The sequence below is a fragment of the Tsuneonella sp. HG094 genome, from assembly GCF_053819285.1.
This window is the reverse complement of record NZ_JBSORA010000001.1, coordinates 1055493-1081174: the sequence shown is the minus strand read 5'-3', so window position 1 is coordinate 1081174 and position 25682 is coordinate 1055493. Positions and strand designations below refer to the sequence as shown.

Annotated in this window: 22 protein-coding genes and 2 tRNA genes; 13 read left to right on the top strand and 11 right to left on the bottom strand. The window is 66.9% G+C overall.

Annotation, left to right across the window (positions count from 1 at the left end):
• The 9 genes from recJ to phoB all read left to right on the top strand — a co-directional run bounded on the left by recJ (window position 1) and on the right by phoB (window position 8216).
• Entirely contained in the window at window positions 1–1794 is a 1794-nt protein-coding gene (gene recJ / locus ACWPMX_RS05355) for a single-stranded-DNA-specific exonuclease RecJ (protein WP_455699004.1), read from the top strand.
• A gap of 80 nt (window positions 1795–1874) precedes the next feature.
• A tRNA-Glu gene (locus ACWPMX_RS05350) sits at window positions 1875–1949 on the top strand.
• Between the two features lie 29 nt (window positions 1950–1978).
• A tRNA-Glu gene (locus ACWPMX_RS05345) sits at window positions 1979–2053 on the top strand.
• An 89-nt stretch (window positions 2054–2142) separates the two neighbouring features.
• Window positions 2143–3321, top strand: coding sequence for an ATP-binding protein (locus tag ACWPMX_RS05340; protein ID WP_455699003.1), 1179 nt, complete (start codon window positions 2143–2145; stop codon window positions 3319–3321).
• Window positions 3322–3389: 68 nt separating this feature from the next.
• Window positions 3390–4775 carry a phosphate ABC transporter permease subunit PstC gene (pstC, locus tag ACWPMX_RS05335; RefSeq protein ID WP_455699002.1) on the top strand — a complete coding sequence of 462 codons (1386 nt, stop codon included), beginning with the start codon at window positions 3390–3392 and terminating at the stop codon, window positions 4773–4775.
• Window positions 4768–6018 carry a phosphate ABC transporter permease PstA gene (gene pstA / locus ACWPMX_RS05330; protein WP_455699001.1) on the top strand — a complete coding sequence of 417 codons (1251 nt, stop codon included), beginning with the start codon at window positions 4768–4770 and terminating at the stop codon, window positions 6016–6018. Before pstC ends, pstA begins: the two co-directional genes overlap by 8 nt.
• A 38-nt stretch (window positions 6019–6056) precedes the next feature.
• Window positions 6057–6803, top strand: coding sequence for a phosphate ABC transporter ATP-binding protein PstB (gene pstB / locus ACWPMX_RS05325; protein WP_455700734.1), 747 nt, complete (start codon window positions 6057–6059; stop codon window positions 6801–6803).
• A 14-nt stretch (window positions 6804–6817) separates the two neighbouring features.
• Window positions 6818–7480 (top strand): phosphate signaling complex protein PhoU, encoded by a 663-nt coding sequence (gene phoU, locus ACWPMX_RS05320; protein ID WP_455699000.1) that lies wholly within the window; start codon window positions 6818–6820, stop codon window positions 7478–7480.
• A 49-nt stretch (window positions 7481–7529) separates the two neighbouring features.
• Entirely contained in the window at window positions 7530–8216 is a 687-nt protein-coding gene (gene phoB, locus ACWPMX_RS05315) for a phosphate regulon transcriptional regulator PhoB (RefSeq protein ID WP_455698999.1), read from the top strand.
• On the opposite strand, the gene ACWPMX_RS05310 is transcribed toward phoB, so the two are convergent.
• The 8 genes from ACWPMX_RS05310 to ACWPMX_RS05275 form a co-directional block, all read right to left on the bottom strand.
• A complete protein-coding gene (locus ACWPMX_RS05310; protein WP_455698998.1) occupies window positions 8213–9211 on the bottom strand; it encodes an anion permease in 999 nt (332 codons plus the stop codon). The genes phoB and ACWPMX_RS05310 overlap by 4 nt on opposite strands.
• A 13-nt stretch (window positions 9212–9224) precedes the next feature.
• Window positions 9225–9872, bottom strand: coding sequence for a DUF47 domain-containing protein (locus tag ACWPMX_RS05305; protein WP_455698997.1), 648 nt, complete (start codon window positions 9870–9872; stop codon window positions 9225–9227).
• Between the two features lie 97 nt (window positions 9873–9969).
• The gene (locus tag ACWPMX_RS05300) at window positions 9970–10671 is read right to left on the bottom strand and encodes an extensin-like domain-containing protein (RefSeq protein ID WP_455698996.1); all 702 of its coding nucleotides are present in this window, start codon (window positions 10669–10671) and stop codon (window positions 9970–9972) included.
• Between the two features lie 32 nt (window positions 10672–10703).
• On the bottom strand, window positions 10704–11333 hold the full coding sequence (locus tag ACWPMX_RS05295) for a LysE family translocator (RefSeq protein WP_455698995.1): 630 nt from the start codon (window positions 11331–11333) through the stop codon (window positions 10704–10706).
• A 38-nt stretch (window positions 11334–11371) separates the two neighbouring features.
• On the bottom strand, window positions 11372–11800 hold the full coding sequence (locus ACWPMX_RS05290; RefSeq protein WP_455698994.1) for a hypothetical protein: 429 nt from the start codon (window positions 11798–11800) through the stop codon (window positions 11372–11374).
• Between the two features lie 75 nt (window positions 11801–11875).
• Entirely contained in the window at window positions 11876–15457 is a 3582-nt protein-coding gene (locus ACWPMX_RS05285; RefSeq protein ID WP_455698993.1) for an error-prone DNA polymerase, read from the bottom strand.
• Between the two features lies 1 nt (window position 15458).
• A complete protein-coding gene (locus tag ACWPMX_RS05280; protein ID WP_455698992.1) occupies window positions 15459–16910 on the bottom strand; it encodes a UdgX family uracil-DNA binding protein in 1452 nt (483 codons plus the stop codon).
• A complete protein-coding gene (locus tag ACWPMX_RS05275) occupies window positions 16907–18151 on the bottom strand; it encodes a putative DNA modification/repair radical SAM protein (RefSeq protein WP_455698991.1) in 1245 nt (414 codons plus the stop codon). The genes ACWPMX_RS05280 and ACWPMX_RS05275 overlap by 4 nt, the downstream gene beginning before the upstream one ends.
• A gap of 134 nt (window positions 18152–18285) precedes the next feature.
• Here ACWPMX_RS05275 and ACWPMX_RS05270 point away from each other — a divergent pair, with 134 nt between their 5' ends.
• Both ACWPMX_RS05270 and ACWPMX_RS05265 read left to right on the top strand, forming a co-directional pair.
• Window positions 18286–19158, top strand: coding sequence for an alpha/beta fold hydrolase (locus ACWPMX_RS05270; protein WP_455698990.1), 873 nt, complete (start codon window positions 18286–18288; stop codon window positions 19156–19158).
• A 129-nt stretch (window positions 19159–19287) separates the two neighbouring features.
• On the top strand, window positions 19288–20100 hold the full coding sequence (locus ACWPMX_RS05265) for a hypothetical protein (RefSeq protein WP_455698989.1): 813 nt from the start codon (window positions 19288–19290) through the stop codon (window positions 20098–20100).
• 6 nt (window positions 20101–20106) lie between these two features.
• On the opposite strand, the gene ACWPMX_RS05260 is transcribed toward ACWPMX_RS05265, so the two are convergent.
• Window positions 20107–21711 (bottom strand): DUF6504 family protein, encoded by a 1605-nt coding sequence (locus ACWPMX_RS05260; protein ID WP_455698988.1) that lies wholly within the window; start codon window positions 21709–21711, stop codon window positions 20107–20109.
• A complete protein-coding gene (locus ACWPMX_RS05255; RefSeq protein WP_455698987.1) occupies window positions 21608–22363 on the bottom strand; it encodes a hypothetical protein in 756 nt (251 codons plus the stop codon). The genes ACWPMX_RS05260 and ACWPMX_RS05255 overlap by 104 nt, the downstream gene beginning before the upstream one ends.
• A gap of 105 nt (window positions 22364–22468) precedes the next feature.
• On the opposite strand from ACWPMX_RS05255, the gene ACWPMX_RS05250 reads away from it, so the two are divergent.
• Entirely contained in the window at window positions 22469–22951 is a 483-nt protein-coding gene (locus tag ACWPMX_RS05250; RefSeq protein WP_455698986.1) for a pyridoxamine 5'-phosphate oxidase family protein, read from the top strand.
• Between the two features lie 68 nt (window positions 22952–23019).
• Here the strand turns inward: ACWPMX_RS05250 and ACWPMX_RS05245 are convergent, their stop codons facing one another.
• Complete coding sequence (locus ACWPMX_RS05245; RefSeq protein WP_455698985.1) at window positions 23020–24609, bottom strand: amino acid permease; 1590 nt, start codon at window positions 24607–24609, stop codon at window positions 23020–23022.
• 181 nt (window positions 24610–24790) lie between these two features.
• Between ACWPMX_RS05245 and panB the strand changes: the two genes are divergently transcribed.
• Complete coding sequence (gene panB / locus ACWPMX_RS05240; RefSeq protein ID WP_455698984.1) at window positions 24791–25660, top strand: 3-methyl-2-oxobutanoate hydroxymethyltransferase; 870 nt, start codon at window positions 24791–24793, stop codon at window positions 25658–25660.
• The last annotated feature ends 22 nt before the right edge of the window (window positions 25661–25682 follow it).

The following is a 25682-nucleotide window of genomic DNA, read 5'->3' as shown; positions in this document are numbered from 1 at the left end:
ATGGCCTCCCGCTCGCTCTCCACCGTTTTCGGCGTCGATCGCTCGCTGTCGGGCAAGGCCTGGCGCTGGCGTGGCGGCAACATGGATGTCGGCAGCCTCGACGGCGGCACGACCGGCGCGCTCGACGATGTGGTCACCCAGTTGCTGCTGTCGCGCGGCGTGGAGCGCGACGACCTCGACCGGCACAAAGCGCCGACCCTGCGGGCGTTCCTGCCCGACCCATCGCACTTCCGCGACATGGACACTGCCGCCGAGCGGCTCGCGCAGGCGGTGATGAGCAACGAGACCGTCACGATCTACGGCGACTACGACGTCGACGGGGCGACGAGCGCGGCGCTGCTGATCCGCCTCCTGCGCGACCTCGGGAACTCGGCCCGCTATTACATCCCAGACCGCCTGCTCGAAGGTTACGGTCCGAGCGGCGAGGCACTCGTCCGGCTGGGCGAGGAAGGGGCGAGCCTTATCGTGACCGTCGATTGCGGCGCGATGGCGCATGAGGCCCTTGCGCAGGCGCATGCAGCCGGGATCGACGTCGTGGTCGTCGATCATCACAAGTGCAGCGCCGAGCTTCCGCTTGCCGCAGCACTCGTCAATCCCAACCGCCTCGACGAAAGCGAAGAGGGCGCGGAACACGGCCACCTCGCGGCGGTCGGCGTGGCGTTCCTCCTTGCGGTCGCGCTCGTGCGAACTCTGCGCCAGCGCGGATTCTTTGAAGGCGGTCGGGCCGAGCCGGACCTGATGAGCCTACTCGACCTGGTCGCGCTCGGCACGGTGGCCGACGTGGCGCAAGTCCGGGGACTCAACCGCGCGTTCGTCGCCCAGGGGCTCAAGGTTATGGCGCGTCGGGCGAACACTGGCATGGCGGCGCTCATCGACGCAAGCCGGCTGAAGCGCGCGCCCGCCTGTTCCGATCTCGGCTTCGCGCTCGGCCCGCGCATCAATGCCGGCGGTCGCGTGGGCGAATCGACGCTGGGCGTGCGCCTGCTAACGACCGAGGATGCGGGCGAAGCGGCCGACATCGCCGCGCAGCTGTCCGCCCTCAACGAAGAGCGCCGCGCGATCGAGGCCGAAGTGCAGGCCGCCGCCGAGGCAATGCTCGAAGGGCAGCATAATCGCGCGGTGCATCTCGTTGCGGGAAATGGTTGGCATCCGGGAGTGATCGGCATCGTCGCGGGACGCATCAAGGAAAAGACCGGAAAACCCGTACTCGTCGTGGCGCTCGACGGCGATATCGGAAAAGGGTCGGCGCGATCGATCGCGGGGGTGGACCTTGGTGCCGCGATCATCGCCGCGCGCGAGGAAGGCCTTCTCGTGGCGGGCGGCGGGCACGCGATGGCGGCCGGGCTCACGATCGAAGCGGGCAAGATCGGCGCACTGGCGGACTGGCTCGACGCGCGGCTCGGCGCAGCGGTGGCGCGCGCCAAGGAAAGCGATTCGATGCCGCTCGACCTCGCCCTGTCACCCGGCGCGCTGACGCCCGATCTCGTCGAGACGCTCGATTCGGCAGGCCCTTTCGGCGTCGGCTGGCCCGGCCCGCGTGTGGCGGTTGGCCCGGTGAGGCTGGTCAAGGCGGATATCGTCGGCACCGATCACGTGCGCGCGATCGCCAGCGGGCTCGACGGGAAGAGCTTCAAGATGATCGCCTTCCGCGCCGCTGAGACGCCGCTGGGCCAGGCCCTGCTTCACGGCTCGCGCGGACGGTTGCTGTGGCTCGCGGGCCGCGCGAAGATCGACGACTGGGGCGATCGCCCGCAGGCCGAACTCCAGCTCGAGGATGCCGCCTGGGCGGATTGAGGCGGATATTGCCGAACGCGTTCCACGGGGTTGACCGCGCTCGCCACCACCCCTAATGGCCCCGCCACGCTTCCGGGCGTGGCCCCTTCGTCTAGCGGTTAGGACGCGGCCCTTTCACGGCTGAAACACGGGTTCGATTCCCGTAGGGGTCACCATCGGAACGCATCGCCATCCCGGCACGGATGGCCCCTTCGTCTAGCGGTTAGGACGCGGCCCTCTCACGGCTGAAACACGGGTTCGATTCCCGTAGGGGTCACCAACTTCCCAACTTTTATGACAGCACCCAAGCACACTGGCGCTGCGGCTGCGGCGCGGCTAGGGCCGCGCGCGATGGAGCCGCGTCGCACTTTGCCCTGGCCCGGAATGGCGCTGGCCCTTTTGGGTGCGGTCGGCTTGCTGGCGCTTGGCGAGCAACCTTGGCTCGCGCTCGCGGTCCTGCTGCTGTGGTTCGGCTCGTTGTGGCTCGCCATTGCCGAACCGCCACCCGTCGTGAGCGCCAACGGTGGCGGCGGCCTCAACCGTGACCGCATGGCGGAGCTGATCGAGCACTCGGGCACGCCCCTCCTCCTGACCGAGAAAGGGCGGATCGTCATCGCCAACCAGTCGGCGCGCGAAGTGCTGGGAGGGCACATCGTCAACCAGGACGTGCGCGTCGCGCTGCGTCACCCGGATGCGATTGCCCTGACCGAATCCGACCGGCCGCAAGTCCGCACCGTCCAGGGCCTCGCCAGGCGCCACGATATCTGGCGGATCAGCCGGCAACCGATGGGTGACGGTATGGCGGTGATCGAGCTTATCAACCGCACCGCGGAAGCCGACATCAGCCGCGCGCACACCGACTTCGTGGCCAACGCCAGCCATGAGTTGCGCACCCCGCTCGCTTCGATCATCGGCTATGCCGAGACGCTGGCCGAAGAGAGCGGCTCGGGCGACCCGGCGATGCGCGAGAAGTTCCTCGGCACGATCCTGCGCGAATCGCGCCGCCTGAAAAGCCTGGTCGACGACCTGATGTCGCTATCGCGGATCGAGGCCGAGAAGCACGACCAGCCCGCCGAGCGAATCGACCTGCGGCCGCTGGTCGACCGTGCCGCGCGCGACGCAGCTGGCCCCGACCGCGCGGATCGGCTTGTGCTGACCCTCGCGGACGATCTCGTCGTGCGCGGAGACCAGCAACAGCTCGAACAGCTCGTCCGCAACCTCGTCGACAATGCGCTCAAATACGGCGCCGAAGATACTGCCGTTACGATCATGCTCGAGCCCGGACAGGCGGAAGACGCCCGACTGACGGTGACCGATCTTGGCGAAGGGATCGCGCCCGAACACCTGCCCTACTTGACCCGCCGCTTCTATCGCACCGACCCGGGCCGCAGCCGGGCGTCGGGCGGGACCGGCCTGGGTCTCGCGATCGTGAAACATATCGTGGAGCGCCATCGCGGACGGCTCGACATCGACAGCAAGCTGGGCAAGGGAACGACGGTCGCTGTCCGCATTCCGTTCAGCATCGACGCCGATGGCCCGTTGTCATGAAATTGTCACGCAAATGACGCATTGGCCGCCCTGCCCTCTGGCATCCTGAAGAAGCCACTCCCGCAACCATGTCGCTGTCTCTCCTTCTCCTGCTGACGATCGGCCTCGCCCTTGCAGGCTGGCTGGCCGGCCGTGCGCGTGCGTGGAGCCTGCGCCGAGCCAATCCGGGCACGCGCCTCGCCGCGTTGCCGAGCTATCATGGCTGGTACGTGGCGCTATGGATCGTGGTCCCGCTGCTTCTGTTCATGGCGATGTGGACCTCGTTCGCGCCCCAGCTCGTCCAGCAGTCGGTCTTGGCCGATCCAGCGGCAGCAAACCTTCCCGCGTTCGATTTCCAGCGCAACGCGATCCTGTCGCAGGCGCAAGCGGTGGCGACCGGACAGGCGACCACCACGGCGCATCCGCAGGCCGGATCGCTGGTCGAGCCCTACCGCGCGGCGATCGCCCGTTTCCGCCTGATCGGCATCCTCGCGACGCTTGGCATCGCGGTCGCTGCAGGCACCTTCGCTTTCCTGCGGCTGAAACCGCAGTTCACCGCGCGAACGCGGGTGGAGCGCATCGTCCTCGCCATCCTGCTGCTGGCGTCGCTGGTCGCGATCCTGACCACGCTGGGTATCCTCGTCAGCCTCGTGTTCGAGACTGTCCGGTTCTTCAACATGATCTCGCCGGTCGACTTCCTGTTCGGCACGATGTGGGCCCCGGATCCGATGGTCGCCGCGGCTTCGGCTGACCCGACCCGCTACGGTGCCATCCCGCTTTTCTGGGGCACGATCTTCATCGGTGCGATCATCGCCATGATAGTCGCGATCCCGCTCGGCCTGATGAGCGCGATTTACCTGACGCAGTACGCGAAGCCCTCGTACCGGAAGTGGCTCAAGCCCGCGCTCGAGATTCTGGCAGGCGTACCCACGGTGGTTTACGGCTATTTCGCCGCACTGACGGTTGCCCCGGCGATCCGCGACGGCGCGCAGGCGATTGGCTTCGCAAGCGCGAGCTCCGAAAGTGCGCTGGCCGCAGGCCTAGTCATGGGCGTCATGATCATCCCCTTCGTCTCGTCGATGGCCGACGATTCGATCGCCGCCGTGCCGCAGGCCATGCGCGACGGCAGCCTGGCGATGGGGGCGACCAAGTCCGAGACGATCCGCCGCGTCCTGATCCCTGCAGCCCTCCCCGGCATCGTCGCGGGCGTCATGCTTGCGGTCAGCCGCGCGATTGGCGAGACGATGATCGTGGTGATGGCAGCCTCGACCGCGGCCAACCTCAGCGCCAACCCGCTCGAGGCGATGACGACGGTGACGGTGCAGATCGTCGCGATGCTGACCGGCGAAGGCAGTTTCGACCATCCGGCGACCCTCAGCGCCTTCGCGCTGGGGTTCGTGCTCTTCCTCGTGACGCTGGCGCTCAACTTCGTCGCCCTGCGCGTCGTCAAGCGGTTCCGCGAAGCCTATGAGTGAGTTCGCCGCCCCCACGCGCACCGCGGTTTTCGATGCGCGGCTGAAAAAGCGTTACGCCGCCGAACGCCGGTTCAAGGCGCTCGGACTGTCGGCGATCCTCGTCTCGGTCGCGGTTCTGCTGTTCCTGCTGACCACCATGCTTATCAACGGCGTCGGCGGCTTCCAGCGCGCCGAAGTGCGCTTCGCGATCGACTTCACGCAGGCCGGGCTCGCGCTCGACCCGTCGCTGACCGACCAGGTCGCCATCCAGCAGAGCCTGCAGGGTCAGGGCCTGCCGCAAGTGATCGAGTTCTTCGCGGCCAAGGAGCTTGGCGAAGCGGGCGCGGCGGAAGTCTCGCCCGATGCGTGGCGCGAAGTCGCCGCGCAGATCACCGCCGATCCAGGGATGCTCAAGCGCAGCGAGACGTTGGCGCTTCCCGCAAGCTCGCGCCTTGCCGCCGGGCTCGCCGGTGAAGGCCGACCCGAAATGCGCTCGCTCGCCACCTCGCTGGCGGACCAGGGCAAGCTCGACGAGGCTTTCGACTTCGGCTTCTTGACGCGATCGGACGCGACCGACCCGCAGGCGGTCGGCATCTGGGGCGCGCTCAAGGGATCGATGCTGACGATGTTCGTCACGCTCCTGCTGGCGTTCCCGATCGGCGTGCTGGCGGCGCTCTATCTCGAGGAATACGCGCCGAAGAACCGCTGGACTGAGATTATCGAGGTGTCGATCAACAACCTCGCCGCGGTACCATCGATCATCTTCGGCCTGCTCGGGCTCGCGGTGTTCCTGTGGATTTTCCCGAACATGCGATCGGCCCCGCTGATCGGCGGCATGACGCTGGCTCTGATGACCATGCCGGTGATCGTGATTGCCGGGCGCAACGCGATCAAGGCAGTGCCACCGAGCATCCGCGACGGTGCGCTGGCGATCGGTGCCTCGCCGGTGCAGGTGGTCTTCCACCACGTCCTGCCGCTCGCCCTTCCCGGCATCCTGACCGGCACGATCATCGGGATGGCCCGCGCGCTGGGAGAGACCGCGCCGTTGCTGATGATCGGGATGCGCGCCTTCGTCGCCACCCCGCCCGACGGATTCACCTCTCCCGCGACCGTGCTGCCGGTGCAGATCTTCCTGTGGTCGGATGAAATCGATCGCGGCTTCGTGGAACGCACCAGCGCGGCGATTATCGTGCTACTGCTGTTCCTGCTCGTGATGAACGGGCTCGCCATCTACCTGCGCAACAAGTTCGAGAAGACCTGGTGACCGTAGTCCATCCCAATCTGCACGATACCGATGCCAAGATGCAGGCGCGCGACGTCTCGGTCTTCTATGGCGCGAAGAAGGCGATCGACAACGTCTCGATCGACATCCCCGCCAAGTACGTCACCGCGTTCATCGGTCCGTCGGGTTGCGGGAAGTCGACCTTCCTGCGCGCGCTCAACCGCATGAACGACACGATACCATCGGCCCGCGTCGAAGGCACGATCGAGCTCGACGGCGAGGATATCTACAAGTCCGGCATGGATGTAGTGCAACTGCGCGCCCGCGTCGGCATGGTGTTCCAGAAGCCCAACCCCTTTCCCAAGTCGATCTTCGAGAACATCGCCTATGGCCCGCGCATCCATGGCCTGGCCGAGGGCAAGGCCGAGCTTGACGCGATTGTTGAGCGCTCGCTCAAGCGCGCCGGGCTGTGGAACGAGGTCAAGGACCGGCTGACCGACAGCGGCACCGCGCTGTCCGGCGGCCAGCAGCAACGTCTGTGCATCGCCCGCGCAATCGCGGTCGATCCCGAGGTGATCCTGATGGACGAGCCGTGCTCTGCGCTCGACCCCATCGCGACCGCCAAGATCGAGGAACTGATCGACGAACTGCGCGGGAACTACGCGATCGTTATCGTCACCCACTCGATGCAGCAGGCCGCGCGCGTCAGTCAGCGCACCGCGTTCTTCCACCTCGGCAACATGGTGGAATACGGCCGGACATCGGATATCTTCACCAACCCGCTCGAGGAGCGGACCAAGGATTACATCACCGGCCGCTACGGCTAGGATACGGACGACTCATGGAACACACCGTCAAGGCCTTCGACGAGGACATCACCCGGCTGCGCGGCCTGATCGCCGAGATGGGCGGCATGGCCGAAGTCGCCGTGCAGAAATCGATCGACACCCTGGTCAAGGGCGACGACGCCCTCGCCGACGAGGTGATCGCCGACGACAAGAAGCTCGACGCCCTTGAATCCGAGGTCGACAAGCTGGCGGTACGGATCATCGCCCTGCGCGCGCCGATGGCGGACGACCTGCGCGAGGTGATCGCCGCATTGAAGATCGCCGGCGTGGTCGAGCGGATCGGAGACTATTCGAAAGCCATCGCCAAGGCTTCCAAGCAGATCGAGGACCGCAAGAAGTTCGGCCCCTTGACGCTTATTCCCGCGATGGGCGAGATCGCCGCCGAGATGGTCCACGATGCAATGACCGCCTACGCCGCCCGCGACGCCGTGCTCGCCCGCGAAGTCATCGCGACCGACGAGAAGGTCGACAACTTCTACGAATCGCTATTCCGCAACCTCGTCAGCCACATGGTCGAGAACCCTTCGACCATCAGCTCGGCGGCACAGCTCCTGTTCGTCGCCCGCAACATCGAGCGGATCGGAGACCATGCGACCAACGTCGCCGAGATGGTCTATTACGCCGCGACCGGACTCTATCCGGCCGAGGACGATTGACGCATGACCGTCGTGAAGGTGTAACAAAACTGGTGTGTGGTGATCTGCGATGACCACCGCCAAGCTCCTTCTCGTCGAAGACGATCCCGCGCTCGCCGAACTGCTCGAGTACCGGTTCGCCAACGAAGGCTACACCGTTCGCGCGACTCCCGACGGCGACGAGGCGCTGCTCCTCGCTGCCGAAGATACGCCGGACCTCATCATCCTCGACTGGATGATCGAAGGGACAAGCGGGATCGAGGTCTGCCGCCGCCTGCGCCGCGACAAGGCGACCGCACACGTGCCGATCATCATGCTCACCGCTCGCGAGGGCGAGGACGACAAGATCCGCGGTCTCGAGACCGGCGCCGACGATTACCTGACCAAGCCGTTCTCTCCCCGCGAACTGCTCGCCCGAGTGGCCGCAGTGCTTCGCCGCATCCGTCCGGCGCTGGCCGGCGAGAGCATCACCGTGGGCGACCTGTCGCTCGATCCCGTGGCGCACCGCGTGTCGCGCCGCGGCAAGGCGCTCCACCTCGGCCCGACCGAATATCGCCTGCTGCGCTTCCTGATGGAAAGCCCGGGCCGCGTGTTCAGCCGCGGCCAGCTGCTCGACGGGGTCTGGGGCACCGAGAGCGAGATCGAGTTACGCACGGTCGACGTTCATATCCGCCGCCTGCGTCAGGCGATCGCGCTCGACGGCGCGAAAGATCCGGTGCGCACGGTGCGCAGCGCGGGCTATTCGCTCGAAGGCTAGAACAGCCGCGTCAGCATGTAGAACGCCGCGCCCACCGCGGCGCTCGCCGGGATGGTAATAAACCACGCGGTCACCACGCGCGCCGCCACCGTCCAGCGCACCGCGCTGGCCCGCCGCGCTGCGCCCGTGCCGACTACGCTGCCGGTGATCGCATGGGTCGTCGATACCGGAATGCCGAGCGCGCTGGCGCTGAACACCACGATCGAACCTGCCGTCGAGGCGCAGAAACCCGAATGGTGGTTGAGCTTGGTGAGGCCGGTTCCCATCGTCTGGATGATTCGCCATCCTCCCGACAGCGTGCCGAGGGAAATCGCCACGTAGCAGCTCAGTACGACCCACTCCGGCACATGGAACTCTCCGCCGAGGTAGCCGGTCGAATAGAGCAGGACGGTGATGATCCCCATCGTCTTCTGCGCATCGTTGCCGCCGTGGCTGATCGAATAGGCGGCCGAAGAGCACAGGTGCAGCACCTTGAATGTGTTGTTCGCCTTGCGCGGCGTTGACCGCTGGAACAGCACGCTCGTCACCAGCATCAGCATCATCGCGATGAGGAATCCGATCAACGGACTGATGAAGATCGCGAGAATCGTCTTCGTGGTGCCGGAGCTCTCGACCGCATCGAACCCGGCAGCCGCCACGCCTGCGCCGAGTAGGCCACCGATCAGTGCGTGGCTCGACGATGACGGGATGCCCTTGATCCACGTCGCAACATTCCAGAACATGGCCCCTACGAGCGCGCCGAACACGACTGCCGGGCTGACGATATCCTTGTCGACGATGCCCTTGCCGACCGTCTCGGCGACGTGAAGCCCGACGATCCAGTAAGCCGCGAAGTTGCCCACCGCCGCGAAGATCACTGCCTGCACCGGCCCGAGCAACTGCGTCGACACCACCGTCGCGATCGAGTTGGCCGCGTCGTGCAGGCCGTTGAGAAAGTCGAACGCCAGCGCGAGGACGATCAGCGCGACGAGCAGCGGAAAGGCGAGATCGTGCATGGTCTGCGCCTCCTCAGGCGTAATCGATCACGATGCCGTCGATCTGGTTCGCCACGTCCTCGAATGCGTCGGCGATCTTTTCGAGGTGCTTGAATATCTCGCGATCGACGATGAAGCGCACCGCATCGCCGTCGGAGGTGGCCGTCGCGAAGTTCGCCTTGAGGCCGCGCGTGTGAATCACATCCACCTCGCCTTCCGCCGTCACGATTTCACGCGTCAGGTCATGGAGCTTCGCGCCGTTCCGGGTGACATCGCGCAGCAGCGGCAGGGCAGCATCGATCTGATGCAGGGCGCGGCAAATATGCTCCGCCATTGTCTTCATGTCGGGCGCGAACTCGGTGATCTCGTAAGTCTCGATGGCGGACGCGGCCGACTGGATCTCGTCGGTCACATCGTCCATCGCGCCGATCAGGCCGGTGATCGCACCGCGATCGAACGGGGTCAGGAAGGTCTGGCGCACTTCGTGCAGCACTTCGCGGATGACGTCGTCGGCATCGTGCTCGCGGTCGCGAATCTCGTGAACCAGCGCAGTCCGGTCGCCTTCGCCGCGGACGAGCTTGGCAAGCGCCTCGCCAGCGGCGACGGTCGCGGCCGAGTGGCGTTCGAACAGGATGAAGAAGTCGGCGGACTTCGGCACGAGCCGGCGGAACCAGTCAAACACCTGTCATATCTCCGTCTTCTAGGCGGTCCGATGCCGCCGTTGCCCGAGCGGGGCGCGTTTCACAAGCCAATGGCGAAGTGCGTCCCCGGCGATCGCTTCAACGGCACACGCTCCCGAAGCCCCGCGCTTGCTGGTCGAGGTGGAAATGGTCGCGGTGCGCCGTATTGTAATCGGGGCTGAGGACGGTGCCGAACACGCGACACGCCTTGTCCCGCACGCGGCGAAGGAATGCCGCTTCGTCCGGATCGCCGCTCCAGTCGCCCAGGACCGAGATGCGGCGGCCGTCTGCCAACACGAAGGCCGAGATGTCGATCGCGTTGCCGGTCGCGTGTTCGCTCCACGGGCCGGAATCGCGGCCATAGAGGCGGCGGCACGAATAGGTACCGAAGTGCTCGATCCGCGCCAGCGGAGAGCCGAGTCCTTCCTTGGCTGCCGGTTTCACGCCCCGCTCGAGCCACAGTTCCATCGCGGCGGCGAGTCCGCAGGTCGTCGGAGGCCGGTTCGGGGCCAGTGGATACCCGTCGAGCACGGTGCGGTCGGGACGCGCGCAGGCGCCCTCGCCCGCCGGATCGAGCACGGTGAAGGCCACCTCGCTCCGCTCCAGCACTGCGCGGCAGGCAGGCGCATCGCCACGCAGGGCGGCAAGCTTACGTTCGGTCGCCCACCCCGGCGGATCGCGCAGATCGAGCGGCGCCCAGGGGTTGTGCTCGGGGTGCGCGTCGAGGCAGGCCTTCGCGGCGAAGAACAGCGCGCCCGATGTCAGCAGGGCGAGCGCGACGATGTCGAAGGGGAACCGCATCGATTTGCCAACGCGCGGGCGGCGCGAAGGGTTCATCGCCCCATCAGATCGATGAGCACACCGGCAGCGATCAGCAGGTAGGTCACCCCGATTGCGCGATTGACGCGGCGGCGCGTGACCGGCCTCGCCATCGCGGACGTCAGCCCGCGCCCCGCCCCGATGTAGACCGCCCCGACCGCCACATCGATCACCAGCGCGACCACGGCCAGCAGCGCGAGCTGCGGCGCGACCGGCGCGCGGGCATCGACGAACGGCGGAATGAGCGCGACCATGTAGATGAGCGACTTCGGATTGCCGAGCGCCACGAACACGCCGCTGGCAAACGCGTGGCGGCCCGAGCGCGGGTTGCTCTCGCCCTCTCCCGGCGCCGGGTCGGCCGCATGGCGAATGGCCTGCATTCCGAGCCATGCGAGGTAGAGCCCGCCGGCGATCGCAAGCGCCTTGAACAGCGCCGGGAATGCGGTCGCCAGCGTGCCCAGGCCGAGTGCGGCGAGCAACCACCAACCGAGATAGCCGAGTTGCATCCCGGCCAGCGCCGCCGCGCCGCTGCGCCAACCGCGGCGCACCGCCTCACCCATCGCGAACAGCATCGACACGCCGGGTACCACGCTGGTGGCAGCGGTCATCAGGGTGAAGGCAGCGAGGCGCTCGGGATCGATCACGCGCCGCCGCTAGGGCGATCCGCCCGATTCGGGAATGGTCAGCGCGGGACGAGCGGCGGCGGGACGTCCCAGCCCTTCTTGCGCTGCCAGTCGAAGCCCAGCGGCACCGTGCAGTCCGCACTCGCGAGCGTTACCGCGACAGTGCCGCCCTCGCCCCGGTTGGTGCGGAAGGGAATGTAGTACTCGCGCCACTCGCCGTCGCCGTTCGCGCGCACAGAGCGCGCGATTGGGGTCATGTCGCCATTGGTGATAGTCAGGAAGGCAGGCTCGCCCGGCGTCAGGCCGCTGACCGAGATTACGTAGAATTGTCCGTTTGTGCCCACTTCGCCCGCGCACTCCTCGCCGTCGAAGCGATCGACGCGGTACCAGCCCCGCTCCAGCACGACGGGATCGTATGCGATCGCGGTGCCGGCGATGGCGGACGCGGCGAAGACGCCGACGGTGAGCTTGGCGAGGGTCGTGCGCATGGTTGACGTGTAATTTACCACACGCCGCAGTTCACGGTTTGCTTGTCCACCGCCCCGTTTCGGGACGGTTTCGCGCTAATGAAAGTCGCGGCTTGGCGGTAGCGGCAACAACTTGGGGACGATGCGGACATCGCGCGGATGGCCGCGCGCGTCCGGCCCGTGAAAGCCGCATTCGCGGTTCCCGGGACCGGGCGGCTCCCACTGCTCGACCGCGCCGTGCGGATCGTCCGCCCCTTCTCGCAGGTCGTCGCGCGGGCCCCAGCGCGTGGGCAGCGGGTTGTTGCAGTGGTCGGCGCGCGCAATAGGCGTCTTGATGAGGTCGTCGCTGAGGCGGTGAAGCTCGTGCGTGGCGTCGGTCATGTGCTGGGCGATCACGTGGATCACCTCGTCGTCGTATTCCACCCGGCCGCGCACCTCCATCAGCCGGCTGCCCATCACGACCTTGCGCTGCTTTTCCTTGAGGTCGGGCCAGACGACCAGGTTGATCACCCCGGTCTCGTCCTCCAGCGTGATGAAGCACACGCCCTTGGCGCTGCCGGGGCGCTGGCGGATCAGCACCACGCCCGCGACCTGTACCATGCTGCGGAACTTGCGTGCGCGCAGGTCGGCGGCGCGCACAAAGCCACGCTCGGCCAAGCTGGCGCGCAGGAACGCCATCGGGTGCGCCTTCAGGCTGAGGCGGGTAGTCTGGTAGTCGGCGACGACCTCTTCCGACAGCGGCATGCGCGGAAGTGAAGTGGCCGCTTCGCTCCCCTCGTCGCGCGCCTCGGCAAAGGCAAACAGCGGCAGGTCCGGCCCGCCGATCAGGCTGCGCGCATCCCACAGCGCCTGCCTCCGCGGCAGGCGGAGCGACTGGAAGGCGTCGGCGCTGGCAAGCCGCTCGATGTGCGCCGGGCTCACGCCGGCACGATCCCGCAGCGCCGCGACGTCGTGGAACGGCCCGCGCTCGGCCCGGTCGGCAAGCAGGCGCGCGGCGACGTGCTCGGGCAAGCCGTCGATCTGTCGCAGGCCCAGGCGGAGAGCGATGTGGCGGTCGAGGCGGCCGCGATCAAGATTGGCGCTGTCGCGACGTCCTTCTGCCGCCTCCCCGATGACTTCGAGGGTGCAATCCCATTCCGACGCGTTGACGTCCACGGGCAGCACCGTGACGCCATGCTCCGCGGCGTCACGCACGATCTGCGCCGGGGCGTAGAAACCCATCGGCTGCGAATTGAGCAGCGCGCAGCCGAACGCCGCCGGGAAGTGGCACTTGAGCCAACTCGACACGTAAACGAGGTGCGCGAAGCTCGCCGCGTGGCTCTCGGGGAAGCCGTATTCGCCGAACCCGCGGATCTGGTTGAAGCAGCGCTGCGCGAACTCGCGGTCATAGCCCCGGTTCACCATCCGCTCGACCATCATGTCCTGCAGCTCGTCGACCATGCCGCGGCTGCGGAAAGTCGCCATCGCCTTGCGGAGGCGATTGGCCTCGAGGCTGGAGAACTTCGCCGCGTCGAGCGCGATCTTCATCGCCTGTTCCTGGAAGATCGGCACCCCCAGCGTGCGTTCGAGGATGCTCGACAGCTCGTCGGGCGGGCCGTGCTCGGGCGCGGGTGCGGGGATGACGACCTGTTCCGCACCCCGCCTGCGCTTGAGGTAGGGGTGGACCATGTCGCCCTGGATCGGCCCGGGCCGGACGATCGCGACCTGGATCACCAGGTCGTAGAACTCGCGCGGGCGCAGGCGGGGCAGCATGTTCATCTGCGCCCGGCTCTCGACCTGGAACACCCCGAGCGAATCCCCCTTGCGCAGCATCGCGTAGGTTTCGGGATCCTCGCGCGGGACGGTCGCCAGCGTCAGGGTACGTTCGTGCGTGTTTTCAAGCAGATCGAGGCACTTCCTGATGCAGGTCAGCATTCCCAGCGCGAGCACGTCGACCTTGAGGATGCCCAGCGCTTCGATATCGTCCTTGTCCCATTCGATGAAGCTGCGATCGGGCATCGCCCCGTTGCCGATCGGCACGGTCTCGGTCAACGGTCCGTCGGTGAGGATGAACCCGCCGACGTGCTGCGACAAATGTCTCGGCATACCAATCATTTGCTCGGTCAGTTTGAGAACGCGCTTCAGGTGCGGATCGGTCACGTCCATGCCGGTCTCGGCGACGTGCTTGTCGCCGATTTCCTTGCCCCATCCGCCCCATACGGTGCGTGCGAGCGCGCTGGTCACGTCCTCCGACAGGCCCATAGCCTTGCCGACCTCGCGGATTGCCATGCGCGGGCGGTAGTGGATGACGGTCGCACACAACCCTGCGCGGTCGCGGCCATACTGCCTGTAGATGTGCTGGATTACCTCCTCGCGCCGCTCGTGCTCGAAGTCGACGTCGATATCGGGCGGCTCCTTGCGCTCCTCGGAAATGAAGCGGTCGAACAGCAGTGCGTGCTTCGCCGGGTCGACACTGGTGATGCCGAGGCAATAGCAGACCGCCGAGTTCGCCGCCGAGCCGCGCCCCTGGCATAGGATCGGCGGATCGACCCCGCGCGCATAGTCCACGATGTCCTTGATGGTCAGGAAATAGCGCGCGAGGTCGAGCTTGCCGATGAGTTCGAGTTCGCGGTGCAAGGTCATGCGAACCGCGTCGGGTAAGCCACTGGGATAGCGCCATTTCGCTCCTTTCCATGTCTCGGCTTCGAGGAACGCCTGTGGCGTCATGCCGTCGGGATAGATCTCCTCCGGATACTCGTACTGCAGTTCTTCCAGACTGAAGGTGCAGGCATCGGCCACCTCGCGCGCCGCCGCGATGGCGTGGGGCCAGCGGTCGAACAGCACCGCCATCTCGGCGGGCGACTTCAGGTGCCGCTCGGCATTGCCGAACAGCAGGTGGCCCGCGCGGTCTACCTTCGTCTTGTGCCGGATCGCCACCATCACGTCCTGCAAGGGCCGCCGCTCGGGCGTGTGGTAATGGACGTCGTTGGTGGCGAGCAGCGCCAAGCCGTGCGCCTTCGCCAGCGCATCGAGCCGGTCGATCCGCGCGATATCGTCGCCCGCGTGAAGATGGCTGGCGGCAAGGTGGCGCATCGTCGGCAGACCGGCGGCCAGATGCCCGACGAGTTCAAGGAACCGTCCGCCCACCGCCTCCTGCACCTGCTCGCCGCCAAGCGTAACCACGTTGCTCGCCCACGCGGGGATTACGAAGTGCACCTTGAGATCGTCCGGGGGCAGCAGGACCAGTTGCACCCCCTCGGCGTGCGCGGCGAGCATCGCAAGATCGATGTCGCACGCACCCTTGGCCTGCCACTCGCCCTCGAGCGTGCGCATCCGCCCCGCGCTGATGAGCCGGCACAGACGGCCATAGGCGGCGCGGTCCTTCGGGTAAGCGAGGAAGGCCAGCCCCTCGACCGTCTCGATCCGGCAGCCGATCACGGGCCGCATCTTGAGCGTCCGGGCCTCGGTATGGACGCGCACCACGCCCGCCATCGAGTTCGCGTCGGCGATCCCGATCGCGTCGTAGCCGAGCGCGTGGGCGGTCAGCACGAGGTCGACCGCATCGGACGCGCCGCGAAGGAAGCTGAAGTTGGAGACGAGCCCCAGCTCGACGAACGTCGCGCGCGGCGGCGCGGCTATTGCGGCCGGATCGTCGAGTTCGATCCGCCTGCGCGGGATGAGAAGGTCGTTCTCGGGCATGTCATCCCGCCAGCTCCGCGAGCCGCGCCTTTACCGCCGCAAGGTCGGCGTCGAACAGCCGCGACTGCTCCTCCTGCGCCGCGCCGTCGAGGCGCAGCAGGTAGCTGGGATGCACGGTGACCCACAACTCACTGCCGTCGTCGAGCGGAATCGGCGCTCCCCGCGCCTTGGTCACGCTCACCGTCTTGCCGAGCATCCCGCGCGCCGCGCTCGCGCCCATCGCGAGGACGAGCTTGGGCTGCACGATGTGGCGCTCGCTCTCGACCCACCAGCGGCAGATGTCGATCTCCTTCGCGGTCGGCGACTGGTGCAGCCGCCGCTTGCCACGGTGGACGAACTTGAAGTGCTTGACCGCATTGGTGACGTAAGCGCTGCGCCGGTCGATATCGGCACGCTCGAGGTGGCGGTCGAGCAACTGGCCGGCAGGACCGACGAACGGTCGACCTGCAAGGTCCTCCTGATCGCCCGGCTGCTCGCCCACGATCATGAGGGCCGCATCCTGCGGCCCCTCGCCCATCACCGCGTGATTATCGAGCTGGCCGATCGGGCACTTGCGACATCCGTGGATCGCGGTGTCGATCGCGGCCAGCGTATCGGGCCGTTCGTCGAATTCCAGCGCGCCTGCTGCGACCATCTGCGACTCCCGCGATTGCGCCCCGGCTACCAGCGCGGGAATGAGCGCCGCCTCGGGCATGTTCTTCCAGTATTTGCGGGGCATTTCCTTGAGCATCGCGCCGATCTTCAAGCGTGCGGGGTTGAAGATCGATGCGTAGTAGGTGCGCCAGAGGTCCTCCATCGGATCGCCCGCGGGCGCATCGGACCGCTGCGCGGGCGGGCCCTCCTCCAGCACATCGCCGTCCCAGTGGAGCGACCCCTTCGGCGTCAGGATCGACCACTTCATGTTGGCGAAACGCCGTACGAAGAACCCGGCGTTGGTGCGCAGGATGTGGTGCTCGGGCTCGAACCACGCGACGTAATGCTCGCCCGCCTCCCCGCGCTCTTCAGCCTCGCCGTCCTCGACCAGCCGGAAGCGGACGAAAGCGCGCATCTTGTGGATGTCGCGCCGCACAGTGCGCGCCAGTTCGTCGAGCTTGCGGACTTCCGGGTCGGCGCCATCCTCGAGCAGGCGCGGATTGGCCTGCAACCGCCACAGCAGGCGATAGAGCAGCGCGAACCGCTCGGGGTCCGAGTGGCAGATCGCGCTCTTGGCAAGCTGCACGAACGCCTTGCTCGCGCGCACCGGAGCGGCATCGGCGGGCGGCACCGGCAGGCGGCGGTCGCCGTGCGAGAACAGGCTGCCCGAGCCGCCCGGCTCGACCCACGCGATCCGGTCGGGCGGCACGTCGCACTGCACCAGCCCCCGCGCCCGCTCGCGCCAGAAGTCGAAGTCGTCCGCCTCAGGCAGCGCGACGACGTAATAAATGCCGAGCTTGACGTGCTGGAGTGCGGTCATGCCGCGAACAGCTCGAGCTGCTCCTGTTTCGGCGCGAGCAGCGCGCGCAGGTCGGCGCGGTCGGTCAGCAGCAGCGGGCGCCAGTCGGCGGTGACGATGAACGGCCGCACCTTGGCGATCGACACGGTGAGCTTGGCGACATCGTCGAGCCGCATGGTCCGGTGCCGCCGGCTCGCGAGGATGCGGCCGACCGCGCGCACGCCAAGGCCCGGCACGCGCAGGAGTTGCTCCTTGGTCGCGCGGTTGACGTCGACCGGGAAGCGCTCACGAAACTTGAGCGCCCAGGCGAGCTTGGGATCAATGTCGAGCGGCAGGTTGCCGTCCGCCTCGGTCGCCTGCATCACCTCGCCCGGCTGGTAGCCGTAGAACCGCATCAGCCAGTCCGACTGGTAGAGCCGGTGCTCGCGGATCAGCGGCGGACGCTTCAGCGGCAGCACCGCGCTCGCATCGGGGATCGGACTGAACGCGCTGTAGTACACGCGGCGCAGGCGGAAGTTGTCGTAGAGCCGGCTGGCCTTGCCCACGATGTCGGCATCGGTCGCCGCGTCCGCGCCGACGATCATCTGGGTCGACTGGCCCGCGGGCGCGAAGCGCGGCGCGTGCTTGAACCGCTTCCTGCTATCCTTCGCCTCGACGATGTCGCTCTTGAGCTTGCCCATCGCCCCTTCGATCTGCCGCGCGCTCTTGTCGGGCGCGAGGCGGACGAGGCCAGCATCGGTCGGCAGTTCGACGTTGATCGACACGCGGTCGGCATAAAGCCCGGCCTGGTGAACCAGCTCGGGATCGGCCTCGGGTATCGTCTTGAGATGAATATAGCCGCGAAAGTCGTGCTCCTCGCGCAGCATTCTCGCGACCTCGACCAGCTGCTCCATCGTGTGGTTCGAGCTCTTGATGATGCCCGAAGAGAGGAACAACCCCTCGATGTAGTTGCGGCGGTAGAAGCTCAGCGTCAGGTCCACAACCTCCTGCGGCGTGAACCGCGCACGGCGCACGTTCGAGCTCTTGCGATTGACGCAGTAGTGGCAATCGAACACGCAGTGGTTGGTCAGCAGGATCTTGAGCAGCGAAATACAGCGGCCGTCGGGCGCGTAGGCGTGGCAGATACCCATCCCCTCGGTCGAGCCGATACCTTTCCCCCCGCTCGAATTGCGCTTGGTCGTGCCGGACGACGCGCACGAGGCATCGTACTTGGCGGCATCGGCCAGGATTTCGAGCTTCTCGAGGACAGACGGCAAACCCATCTGTTCCTTATATGTTCTCATATTGGATTCGCCAAGGGGTTGAACCATAAAAGATTTCATCTCGGCGCGAAGCAGGAACGGCCTCCCCCCCAAAGCGATTGAGCAAGCGGACGAGTCGAAAGGAAGGAATTCTCATGCCCTATGCAACAACCCAGGACGGCACGAAGCTGCGTTACAAGGAACTCGGCACGGGCCGCCCTGTCGTGCTGATCCACGGCTGGCCGCTGAGCGCGGACAGTTGGGATCCGATCATGATTGCGCTTGCCGATGCAGGCTATCGCGCCATCGCCTACGACCGCCGCGGCTTCGGGCATTCGGACCACGCCCCGGGCGGTTACGATTACGACACCTTCGCGGCCGACCTGGCCGACGTGATGCAGGCGGCGGGCGCGACCGACGACGTGGCACTGGTCGGCTTCTCGATGGGTGGCGGCGAGATCGCCCGCTACATGACCAACCACGGCGGCAAGGGCGTGACGCAGGCCGCACTCGTCGGATCGGTCGTGCCGTACATGCTAAAGACCGACGACAATCCCAACGGCGTGCCGCAGTCGACGTTCGACGAGATGACCGCCGGCATGAAGAAGGATATCCGCCACTTCTTCACCGGGTTCTTCAAGGACTTCTACGGTGACGGCGTCCTTGTCGACAAGGTCAGCGAGGAAGAGAAGCAGTGGGCCTGGAGCACCGCGATGATGGCGAGCCAGTATGCCACGCTGAAGGCGGCCGAGGCATTCGCCACGACCGACTTCCGCCCCGATCTGCCCAACTTCAAGGTGCCCACGCTGGTCATCCACGGCACCAAGGACGTGACCGTTCCGATCGAGGCGACGGGCCGCGAGGTCGCCAAGGCCGTTCCGAGCGCGACTCTCGTCGAGTACGACGGCGAACCGCACGCCGTGTTCGCGACTCAGACCGAGCGGTTGGCCAACGATCTCGTGGTGTTCCTCGGTCGCGGCGGGTCGACAGGCGTCCAGCAGGGACAGTCGGTGGCTGAACCCGCCTGACGTGCCAAATGGCGGGCGCGCGGGATCGCTCCCCGCGCCCGCTTCGGCACGGCAGATAAGCGATTACCTGACGCGCCGTTTACCTTATGCGCTCACCCGATTTTCACGCAGAAGTTCAATCCTGTCATGGTGAGTGAGCCCCTGCGCAGCGAAGACCCGGAAACCCTGCCCGACCGCCGCGCTTCGCGGCGCGTCCAGGTGACTTGCCAGGCGTCGCTCCAGACGATGACGGCGCAGTCCAGCGGCAAGCTCGTCGACATTTCAGAGGCCGGTGCACGGTTCGAGGGCGACTCGCTGCCCGGTGCGGGTGCGACGGCGGTGCTGCGCTGGGGCTCGCACGAGGCGGTCTGTGCGATCGTCTGGTCGGAAGGCGAGGCGTGCGGTCTCGCGTTCAGCAAGCCACTGGCTTTGGAGATCGTGGCCGAGACCGCAGCGCTCAACCGAGTGCTCGAGATGCCGATCGCGAGCGTCGGCAACATCAGCCAGGGGCAAAAGCGGTCCATGAGCTTCCTCAAGCGGGCTCCCGCCGAAGCGGAATCGGTAGCGGTGCCCGATTGGCCGGTGCCGCCCGCCCCTATTCCGCCAGCTCCCGTCCCGGTCGCGGTCGCGCCGCCGCCGCTGCCGGTGGAGCAGTATTTCGCAGCCGAGATCGTCAGGCTGCCGGTGAATTGCGAGCCCGCTCCCGTCGAGGACATCGCGGCGGCCGAGGAACCAGTCCTGCAGCCGGATGAGCCGGAAGTGGCCGAAGTCCCTGAGCCAGCAAGCCAGCTTCGCCTCGTGCCGCCGGTGAGCGAGTTCGCTGAGGACGTCGCGGAGGAATCCGCTCCCGCCGAAATCGCGTTCGGTCGCGGCGGCGGGTTGCCTCCGCCATCGATCGGCCACAGCGCCACGCTCGCCGAAGTGCTCCGGCGCTACCGCGAAACCGGGTCGTGGGAACGCTAGACGGGGTTAGCTACACAGCCCCTGCAGGTACCAGTCGGGCAGTCCGCCCCGCCCGTCGCCGATCAGGCCGAGGCGATAGATCCAGTATCGACGGCCCGCGTGATCCTCGATCCGGTAGTAATCCCGCAGCCGCGCAGAGCCTTTCTCGCGCCACCATTCGGGCGCGATCCGCTCGGGCCCCTCGACCCGCGTCACCTCGTGCACCTCGCCCCGCCAGCGGAAGCGCTGGGGATAGCCATCGGGGGTGGCGTAGAGCACCGCGATCTTTTCCGCCCTATCGAGCAGCTTCAATGGCCGCGCATGGAACGCCAGCTCGCCTTGGCTGGCCGGTTCGGGGTCGAGCGGCGGCTGCCAGCGCTGGGCACGCTCGGGGATGTGGCTGGCGTGGAGCACCGGCCGCGTCACCGCGTCGCGGCCCAGGCGCACCGTCAGCCGGTCGATGCACGCGGCGAGCGAGGTGCCGTGCTCTTCCGCCGCCGCCTCGATATCGGCCTGCGCCAGCGCGAGCGGCTCGGACCAGCTTGCGCGCAGGCGGACGCACTCGATCCCGAAGCCCGCATCGACGTCGTCGAGCCGGGCGGCGAACAGCCGCGCGATATGCGCCGTCTCGCGCGTGGCGGCGGCCAGCTCCACCCGGCGCACCACGACCTCGCCATCGACGCGCCACAGCCCCAGCTCGAGCCGGCGGGCACCTTGCCCCTTGCCCTCCAGCTCGCGCGCCATGTCGGCGGCGAGGTCTGCGAGCACGGTGTCGAGCAGTTCCCGGTGGCGGATCGGCTCCATCAGGCGGCGCTGCACCAGCGGCATCTGCTGCGGTACGACCGGCAGCAGCGGCTCGGGCACCTTGCCCAGCAACTGGTCGAGCCGGACGAGCGGGTTCGCGCCAGGCGACCGGCGGTTGCGGAACCGGCGGTGGAGCGCATCGCGCCCGCGACTGTCCTCGAACCGGTCGGTCAGGTCGCCGATCCGCTTGAGGCCCAGGCGGCGCAGCACCGCAAGCACGTCATCGTCGAGGCGCAGCGCGGCGACTGGCAGATCGGCGAGGCGGGCGGCGACATCGTCACCCGGCGAAAGGATCGCCGCCGCCGGTCCGTAGTGCGCGAGCGCCCACGCCGCCCCGGCGGTCGGCGCGATCGCGAGCCGGACGGCAAGGCCGCGCGCGGCGAACCGCTTGCCCGCATCCGCCAGCAGGCGCGCTTCCCCGCCAAACAGGTGCGCGACCGCGGTGACGTCGACGAGCAACCCGTCGGGCGCATCCATCGCGCTCCACGGCCCCCAGCGCAGCGACCAGACCGCGAGCTTCTCGAGGAAGTCGTGGTCGCCTGCCGGATCGCTCGGCGCCACGGCGATCTGCGGGCACAGCGCGCGCGCATCTGCCAGCATCATGCCGGATCGCGCCCCAGCCGCCAGACCGGCCGCGTTGGCGGCATCGATCCGCGGGCCGTGCGCGGTTTCGGTGATCAGCGCTGTGGGTTCGGCATCGGCGCCCTCGCCCGGCGCCAGCCCGCTAGAGAGCCGCCAGCGATCGACCGCCAGCTGCGAAAGCCAGACCGAGAGGATGCGGCGATTCGTCGGCGGCGAGGCGATCCGCGGCAAGACGGTGTCCGTCATCGCGCAAGGTCCAAATACCGGGGGGATGCATACGGGCGCGGAACAGCTCGGCACGCCACGAGGGTACGCCCGGTGCAAAGGCATTCCAGCGCGGATGCGGCGAAGGGGCGGCGGCAACGCTCCACCGCATACGGGCGGAACTGAGGTCCGGCCGCGCATCGAGCCGAACCAGCCACAGCGGAACCCCGTGCTTCTCCGCCGTCAGCGTCAACCGGCGGGAGGCGGTGAAATCGAGCGCGCGCGGATTGCCCACCACTTCACCGACAACCGCCGCGACATCGCGGCAGCGCAAGCCCTCCTCCAGAGCGAACAGCGCGTCTTCGGGCTTCTCGCACACGACATGGACAAGACGGTGGCGGAACGCCTTGGGCAATCCCGGGCGGTAGGGCCGACCACTCAGTCGCAAAGCCGCCTTTTCCTGCACCCACAGCAGCACCCGGCGATCGTCAGCCTCTGCCGCCGCGCCGCGATCCGCCACAGCCAGTGCGTCCGAAGCGAGCGCCAGTGCGGCGGCAGCTCCGCTCGCCTCGCGCGCGGAACCGAACACCTCGCTGTGGTGCACTCCTGCCAACCCCGGCCGCCAGCGCGGAGTGTGGGTGGACAGGCAGGCAAGCCCGGAGGCCGACAGGAGTGCGTTCGGGGATGCGGTCATGGCAGGAAAACGACTCATATGTTCCCTTTATGTTCCACCTCTCTGCGATTCGCAATGCGGAACCGTGCCCTTTCCCCGCCGTTCGAACCACGAAGGAGATCACCCATGAAATACAAAAACGGCAACGCCGACGAACTGAAAGAGAAGTTCTGGAAGAGCTTCGCCGATTCGCCCTTTGTGTTCGTGTCGCTACAGGAAGTCGCCAACGATGCGGTGCCGATGACCGCCCAACTCGACAAGGATGCCAACAGCGCAATCTGGTTCTTCACCTCGAAGGACAGCCACCTGGCCGCGATGGGCCCTGCGACCTGCACGTTCTCGGCCAAGGATCACGACTTCTTCGCCCGCTTCGAAGGCGTGCTGAGCGAGGAAACGAGCCGCGAACGGCTAGACAAGCAGTGGTCGAACTTCGTCGAGGCATGGTTTCCGGGCGGCAAGGACGACCCCAACCTGCTGATGCTGCGCATGGACCTCGGCAATGCCGAGCTGTGGAGCGGCGACCAAGGCCTGCTGACCACCGCCAAGATGGCGCTGGGCATGGACGTGCGGAAGGACGTCATCGGCAGCCACGCCGAAGCCGCCCTCTAGGTATCCACACAAGAAAAGGGCCGCTCCTCTAGTCGAGGGGCGGCCCTTTCGTTTGCCGGCTAACGCAATCAGCCCGGTCGGTCGTCCTCGACCACGGGGCCGGGGAATTCACCCATGTCCGGCGCGTCGTCCTGTGCCTCGCCGCGCTGAAGATTCGAGAAGTGGATCCCGTAGAAGAAGTAGATCACCATCCCGATCGCGAGGTAGATGAAGAACAGGACCAGCACGCTCCACGGGACGGTCGTGATCAGGTAGGCGCACGACAGGATGCCGAGGACCGGCACCACCGGATAGAGCGGCACCTTGAACCCGCGCGGCAGTTCTGGGGCAGCGCGGCGCAGATAGATAACCGACAGACACACGATCGCGAATGCGGCCAGCGTGCCCACCGAAGTCGCGTCACCTAGCAGGTTGATGTCCAGGAAACCGGCCGCGAAAGCGGTGATGAAACCGACCAGCAGCGTGTTGATCCAAGGGGTCTTGTACTTCGGGTGGACGGTCGCGAACACGCGCGGCAGCAGGCCGTCGCGCGCCATCGTGTAGAAAATGCGCGTCTGACCGTACATGAGCACCAGCACGACGCTCGTCAGGCCGATGATCGCACCGATCTTGATGATCTTCGCCAGCCACGCCCACTGAGGGCCGAAGGCATCGACCACCACCGCGACCGGATCGGGCACGTTCAAGGTGTTGTAGGGCACCAGCAGCGTCATGATCGCCGCCACGAGCATGTAGATGACGGTGCAGACCAGCAGCGAACCGATGATGCCGAACGGCATGTCCTTTTTCGGATCCTTGGCTTCCTGCCCGGCGGTGGAGACTGCCTCGAACCCGATATAGGCGAAGAACACGATCGACGCGGCGCGCATGATGCCGTCCACCCCGAAAGCTCCTTCGCCGTTGTTGGCGCTCGGATCGACGGGCGGAATGAACGGCGTCCAGTTCGTGGCCACAAGTTCGGGAAGGTTGCCGAGAACGATCAGCCCGCCGACCACGATGAACGCGACCAGCACGCTGACCTTTACCGCCACAATGACGTTGTTGACCTTGGCCGATTCCGACACGCCGACCACCAGCAGGATGGACAGCGCGACGCAGATCAGGAACGCCGGGAGGTTGAAGATGGTGGTCACGGTCTGCCCGTCGACCAGCACCGGCACGCCGTCCCGCATCAGCGTATGTCCCGCGGGCCCGGTCAATTGCGCGGGTATGCTCATCCCGAAATCGCCCAGCAGGCTTACGACGTAACCGCTCCACCCGACGGCCACCACCGATGCGGCGATGCCGTATTCGAGAAGAAGCAGCACGCCCATCGTCCAGGCGACGAACTCACCCAGCGTGGTGTAGCCATACGTATAGGCCGACCCGGAGACCGGCAGCGTCGAACTCAATTCCGCATAGCAGAGACCGGCAAAGGCGCAGACCACGCCCGCGACGACGAACGACAGCAGGACGGCCGGCCCGGCGTGAAGCGCCGCGGCGCTACCCGTGCGAACGAAGATGCCCGCACCGATGATGCAGCCGACGCCGAGGAGCAGCAGGTTCCACTTGCCCAGGCTGCGCTTCAGTTCGCTGGTTTCGGTTTCGCGCTGGACTTGCGCGATCGATTTACGGGCGAACATGCGCTCGAAGATGCTGCGGTTGGGAGCACTCGCCATCAGGCGTCTCCTCGCGAAATTTCGGTGCGGTCAAATAACATGGACCCGTTATCCCTCTTGTCGGGGCGGCCGGATGCGGCGCGCCTCCCTGAATGGGCGCGAAGCTAGCGCGCTCGCCCATCATGGCAAGCCGTAATAGCGCCCTTTCCCCGCCTTGCGCGCGCGGCTAGAGCATCTCGCCATGTCCACGACCTTCCAGCTCGACACCTCCACGAGCCGCGCGCACCCCACGCCGCAACCGATGCGGCGCCTGACAATCCCGGCGATCCGCCGCCGCAAGGTCGATGGCGTTACGGCAGAACCGATCGTGATGCTGACCGCCTACACCGCGCGGCAGGCCCAGTTGCTCGACGCGCATTGCGACCTGCTGCTGGTGGGGGATTCGCTCGGCCAGGTGATCTACGGCCTCGATTCCAGTGTGCCCGTGACTGTCGACATGATGATCGCCCACGGCGCGGCCGTGGTACGCGGCAGCTATCACGCCGCCGTACTCGTCGACCTGCCGTTCGGCTCCTACGAGGCATCGCCCGAAGCAGCCTTCGCGACCGCGAGCCGCGTGCTCAAGGAAACCGGCGCGGCGGGCGTCAAGCTCGAGGGCGGCGAGGCGATGGCCGATACCGTGGCATTCCTCAACCAGCGCGGCATACCCGTGATGGGCCACGTCGGTCTGACCCCGCAGGCGGTCAATGTCCTCGGCGGCTACAACGCGCGCGGTCGTAGCGACGTGGAAGCCGCCAAGATCGTCGCCGATGCGAAAGCTCTCGACGATTCCGGCGCCTTCGCGATCGTCGTCGAGGGCGTCGTCGAGCCGATCGCGATCGACGTGACCAAGGCGGTCACGTGCCCGACCATCGGCATCGGCGGATCGAACCATTGCGACGGGCAGGTGCTCGTGACCGAAGACATGCTCGGTATGTTCGAGCGCGTGCCACGGTTCGTGAAGCGGTACGAGGATCTCGCCGGCGTCATTTCGAAGGCGGCGGAAACCTATGCCGCCGAAGTGCGTTCGCGGGAATTCCCCACGGTCGAACAGACCTACCAGCCCAAATAGTCTCCACTCTCAGACATCCGGA

Excerpts from the sequence above, each read along its gene's own strand:
- recJ (WP_455699004.1), top strand. The coding sequence starts at position 1 with ATGGCCTCCCGCTCGCTCTCCACCGTTTTCGGCGTCGATCGCTCGCTG.
- pstC (WP_455699002.1), top strand. The coding sequence starts at position 3,390 with ATGTCGCTGTCTCTCCTTCTCCTGCTGACGATCGGCCTCGCCCTTGCA.
- pstA (WP_455699001.1), top strand. The coding sequence starts at position 4,768 with ATGAGTGAGTTCGCCGCCCCCACGCGCACCGCGGTTTTCGATGCGCGG.
- pstB (WP_455700734.1), top strand. The coding sequence starts at position 6,057 with ATGCAGGCGCGCGACGTCTCGGTCTTCTATGGCGCGAAGAAGGCGATC.
- phoU (WP_455699000.1), top strand. The coding sequence starts at position 6,818 with ATGGAACACACCGTCAAGGCCTTCGACGAGGACATCACCCGGCTGCGC.
- phoB (WP_455698999.1), top strand. The coding sequence starts at position 7,530 with ATGACCACCGCCAAGCTCCTTCTCGTCGAAGACGATCCCGCGCTCGCC.
- ACWPMX_RS05310 (WP_455698998.1), bottom strand. The coding sequence starts at position 9,211 with ATGCACGATCTCGCCTTTCCGCTGCTCGTCGCGCTGATCGTCCTCGCG.
- ACWPMX_RS05300 (WP_455698996.1), bottom strand. The coding sequence starts at position 10,671 with ATGCGGTTCCCCTTCGACATCGTCGCGCTCGCCCTGCTGACATCGGGC.
- ACWPMX_RS05290 (WP_455698994.1), bottom strand. The coding sequence starts at position 11,800 with ATGCGCACGACCCTCGCCAAGCTCACCGTCGGCGTCTTCGCCGCGTCC.
- ACWPMX_RS05285 (WP_455698993.1), bottom strand. The coding sequence starts at position 15,457 with ATGCCCGAGAACGACCTTCTCATCCCGCGCAGGCGGATCGAACTCGAC.
- ACWPMX_RS05280 (WP_455698992.1), bottom strand. The coding sequence starts at position 16,910 with ATGACCGCACTCCAGCACGTCAAGCTCGGCATTTATTACGTCGTCGCG.
- ACWPMX_RS05275 (WP_455698991.1), bottom strand. The coding sequence starts at position 18,151 with ATGGGTTTGCCGTCTGTCCTCGAGAAGCTCGAAATCCTGGCCGATGCC.
- ACWPMX_RS05270 (WP_455698990.1), top strand. The coding sequence starts at position 18,286 with ATGCCCTATGCAACAACCCAGGACGGCACGAAGCTGCGTTACAAGGAA.
- ACWPMX_RS05260 (WP_455698988.1), bottom strand. The coding sequence starts at position 21,711 with ATGACGGACACCGTCTTGCCGCGGATCGCCTCGCCGCCGACGAATCGC.
- ACWPMX_RS05255 (WP_455698987.1), bottom strand. The coding sequence starts at position 22,363 with ATGACCGCATCCCCGAACGCACTCCTGTCGGCCTCCGGGCTTGCCTGC.
- ACWPMX_RS05250 (WP_455698986.1), top strand. The coding sequence starts at position 22,469 with ATGAAATACAAAAACGGCAACGCCGACGAACTGAAAGAGAAGTTCTGG.
- ACWPMX_RS05245 (WP_455698985.1), bottom strand. The coding sequence starts at position 24,609 with ATGGCGAGTGCTCCCAACCGCAGCATCTTCGAGCGCATGTTCGCCCGT.
- panB (WP_455698984.1), top strand. The coding sequence starts at position 24,791 with ATGTCCACGACCTTCCAGCTCGACACCTCCACGAGCCGCGCGCACCCC.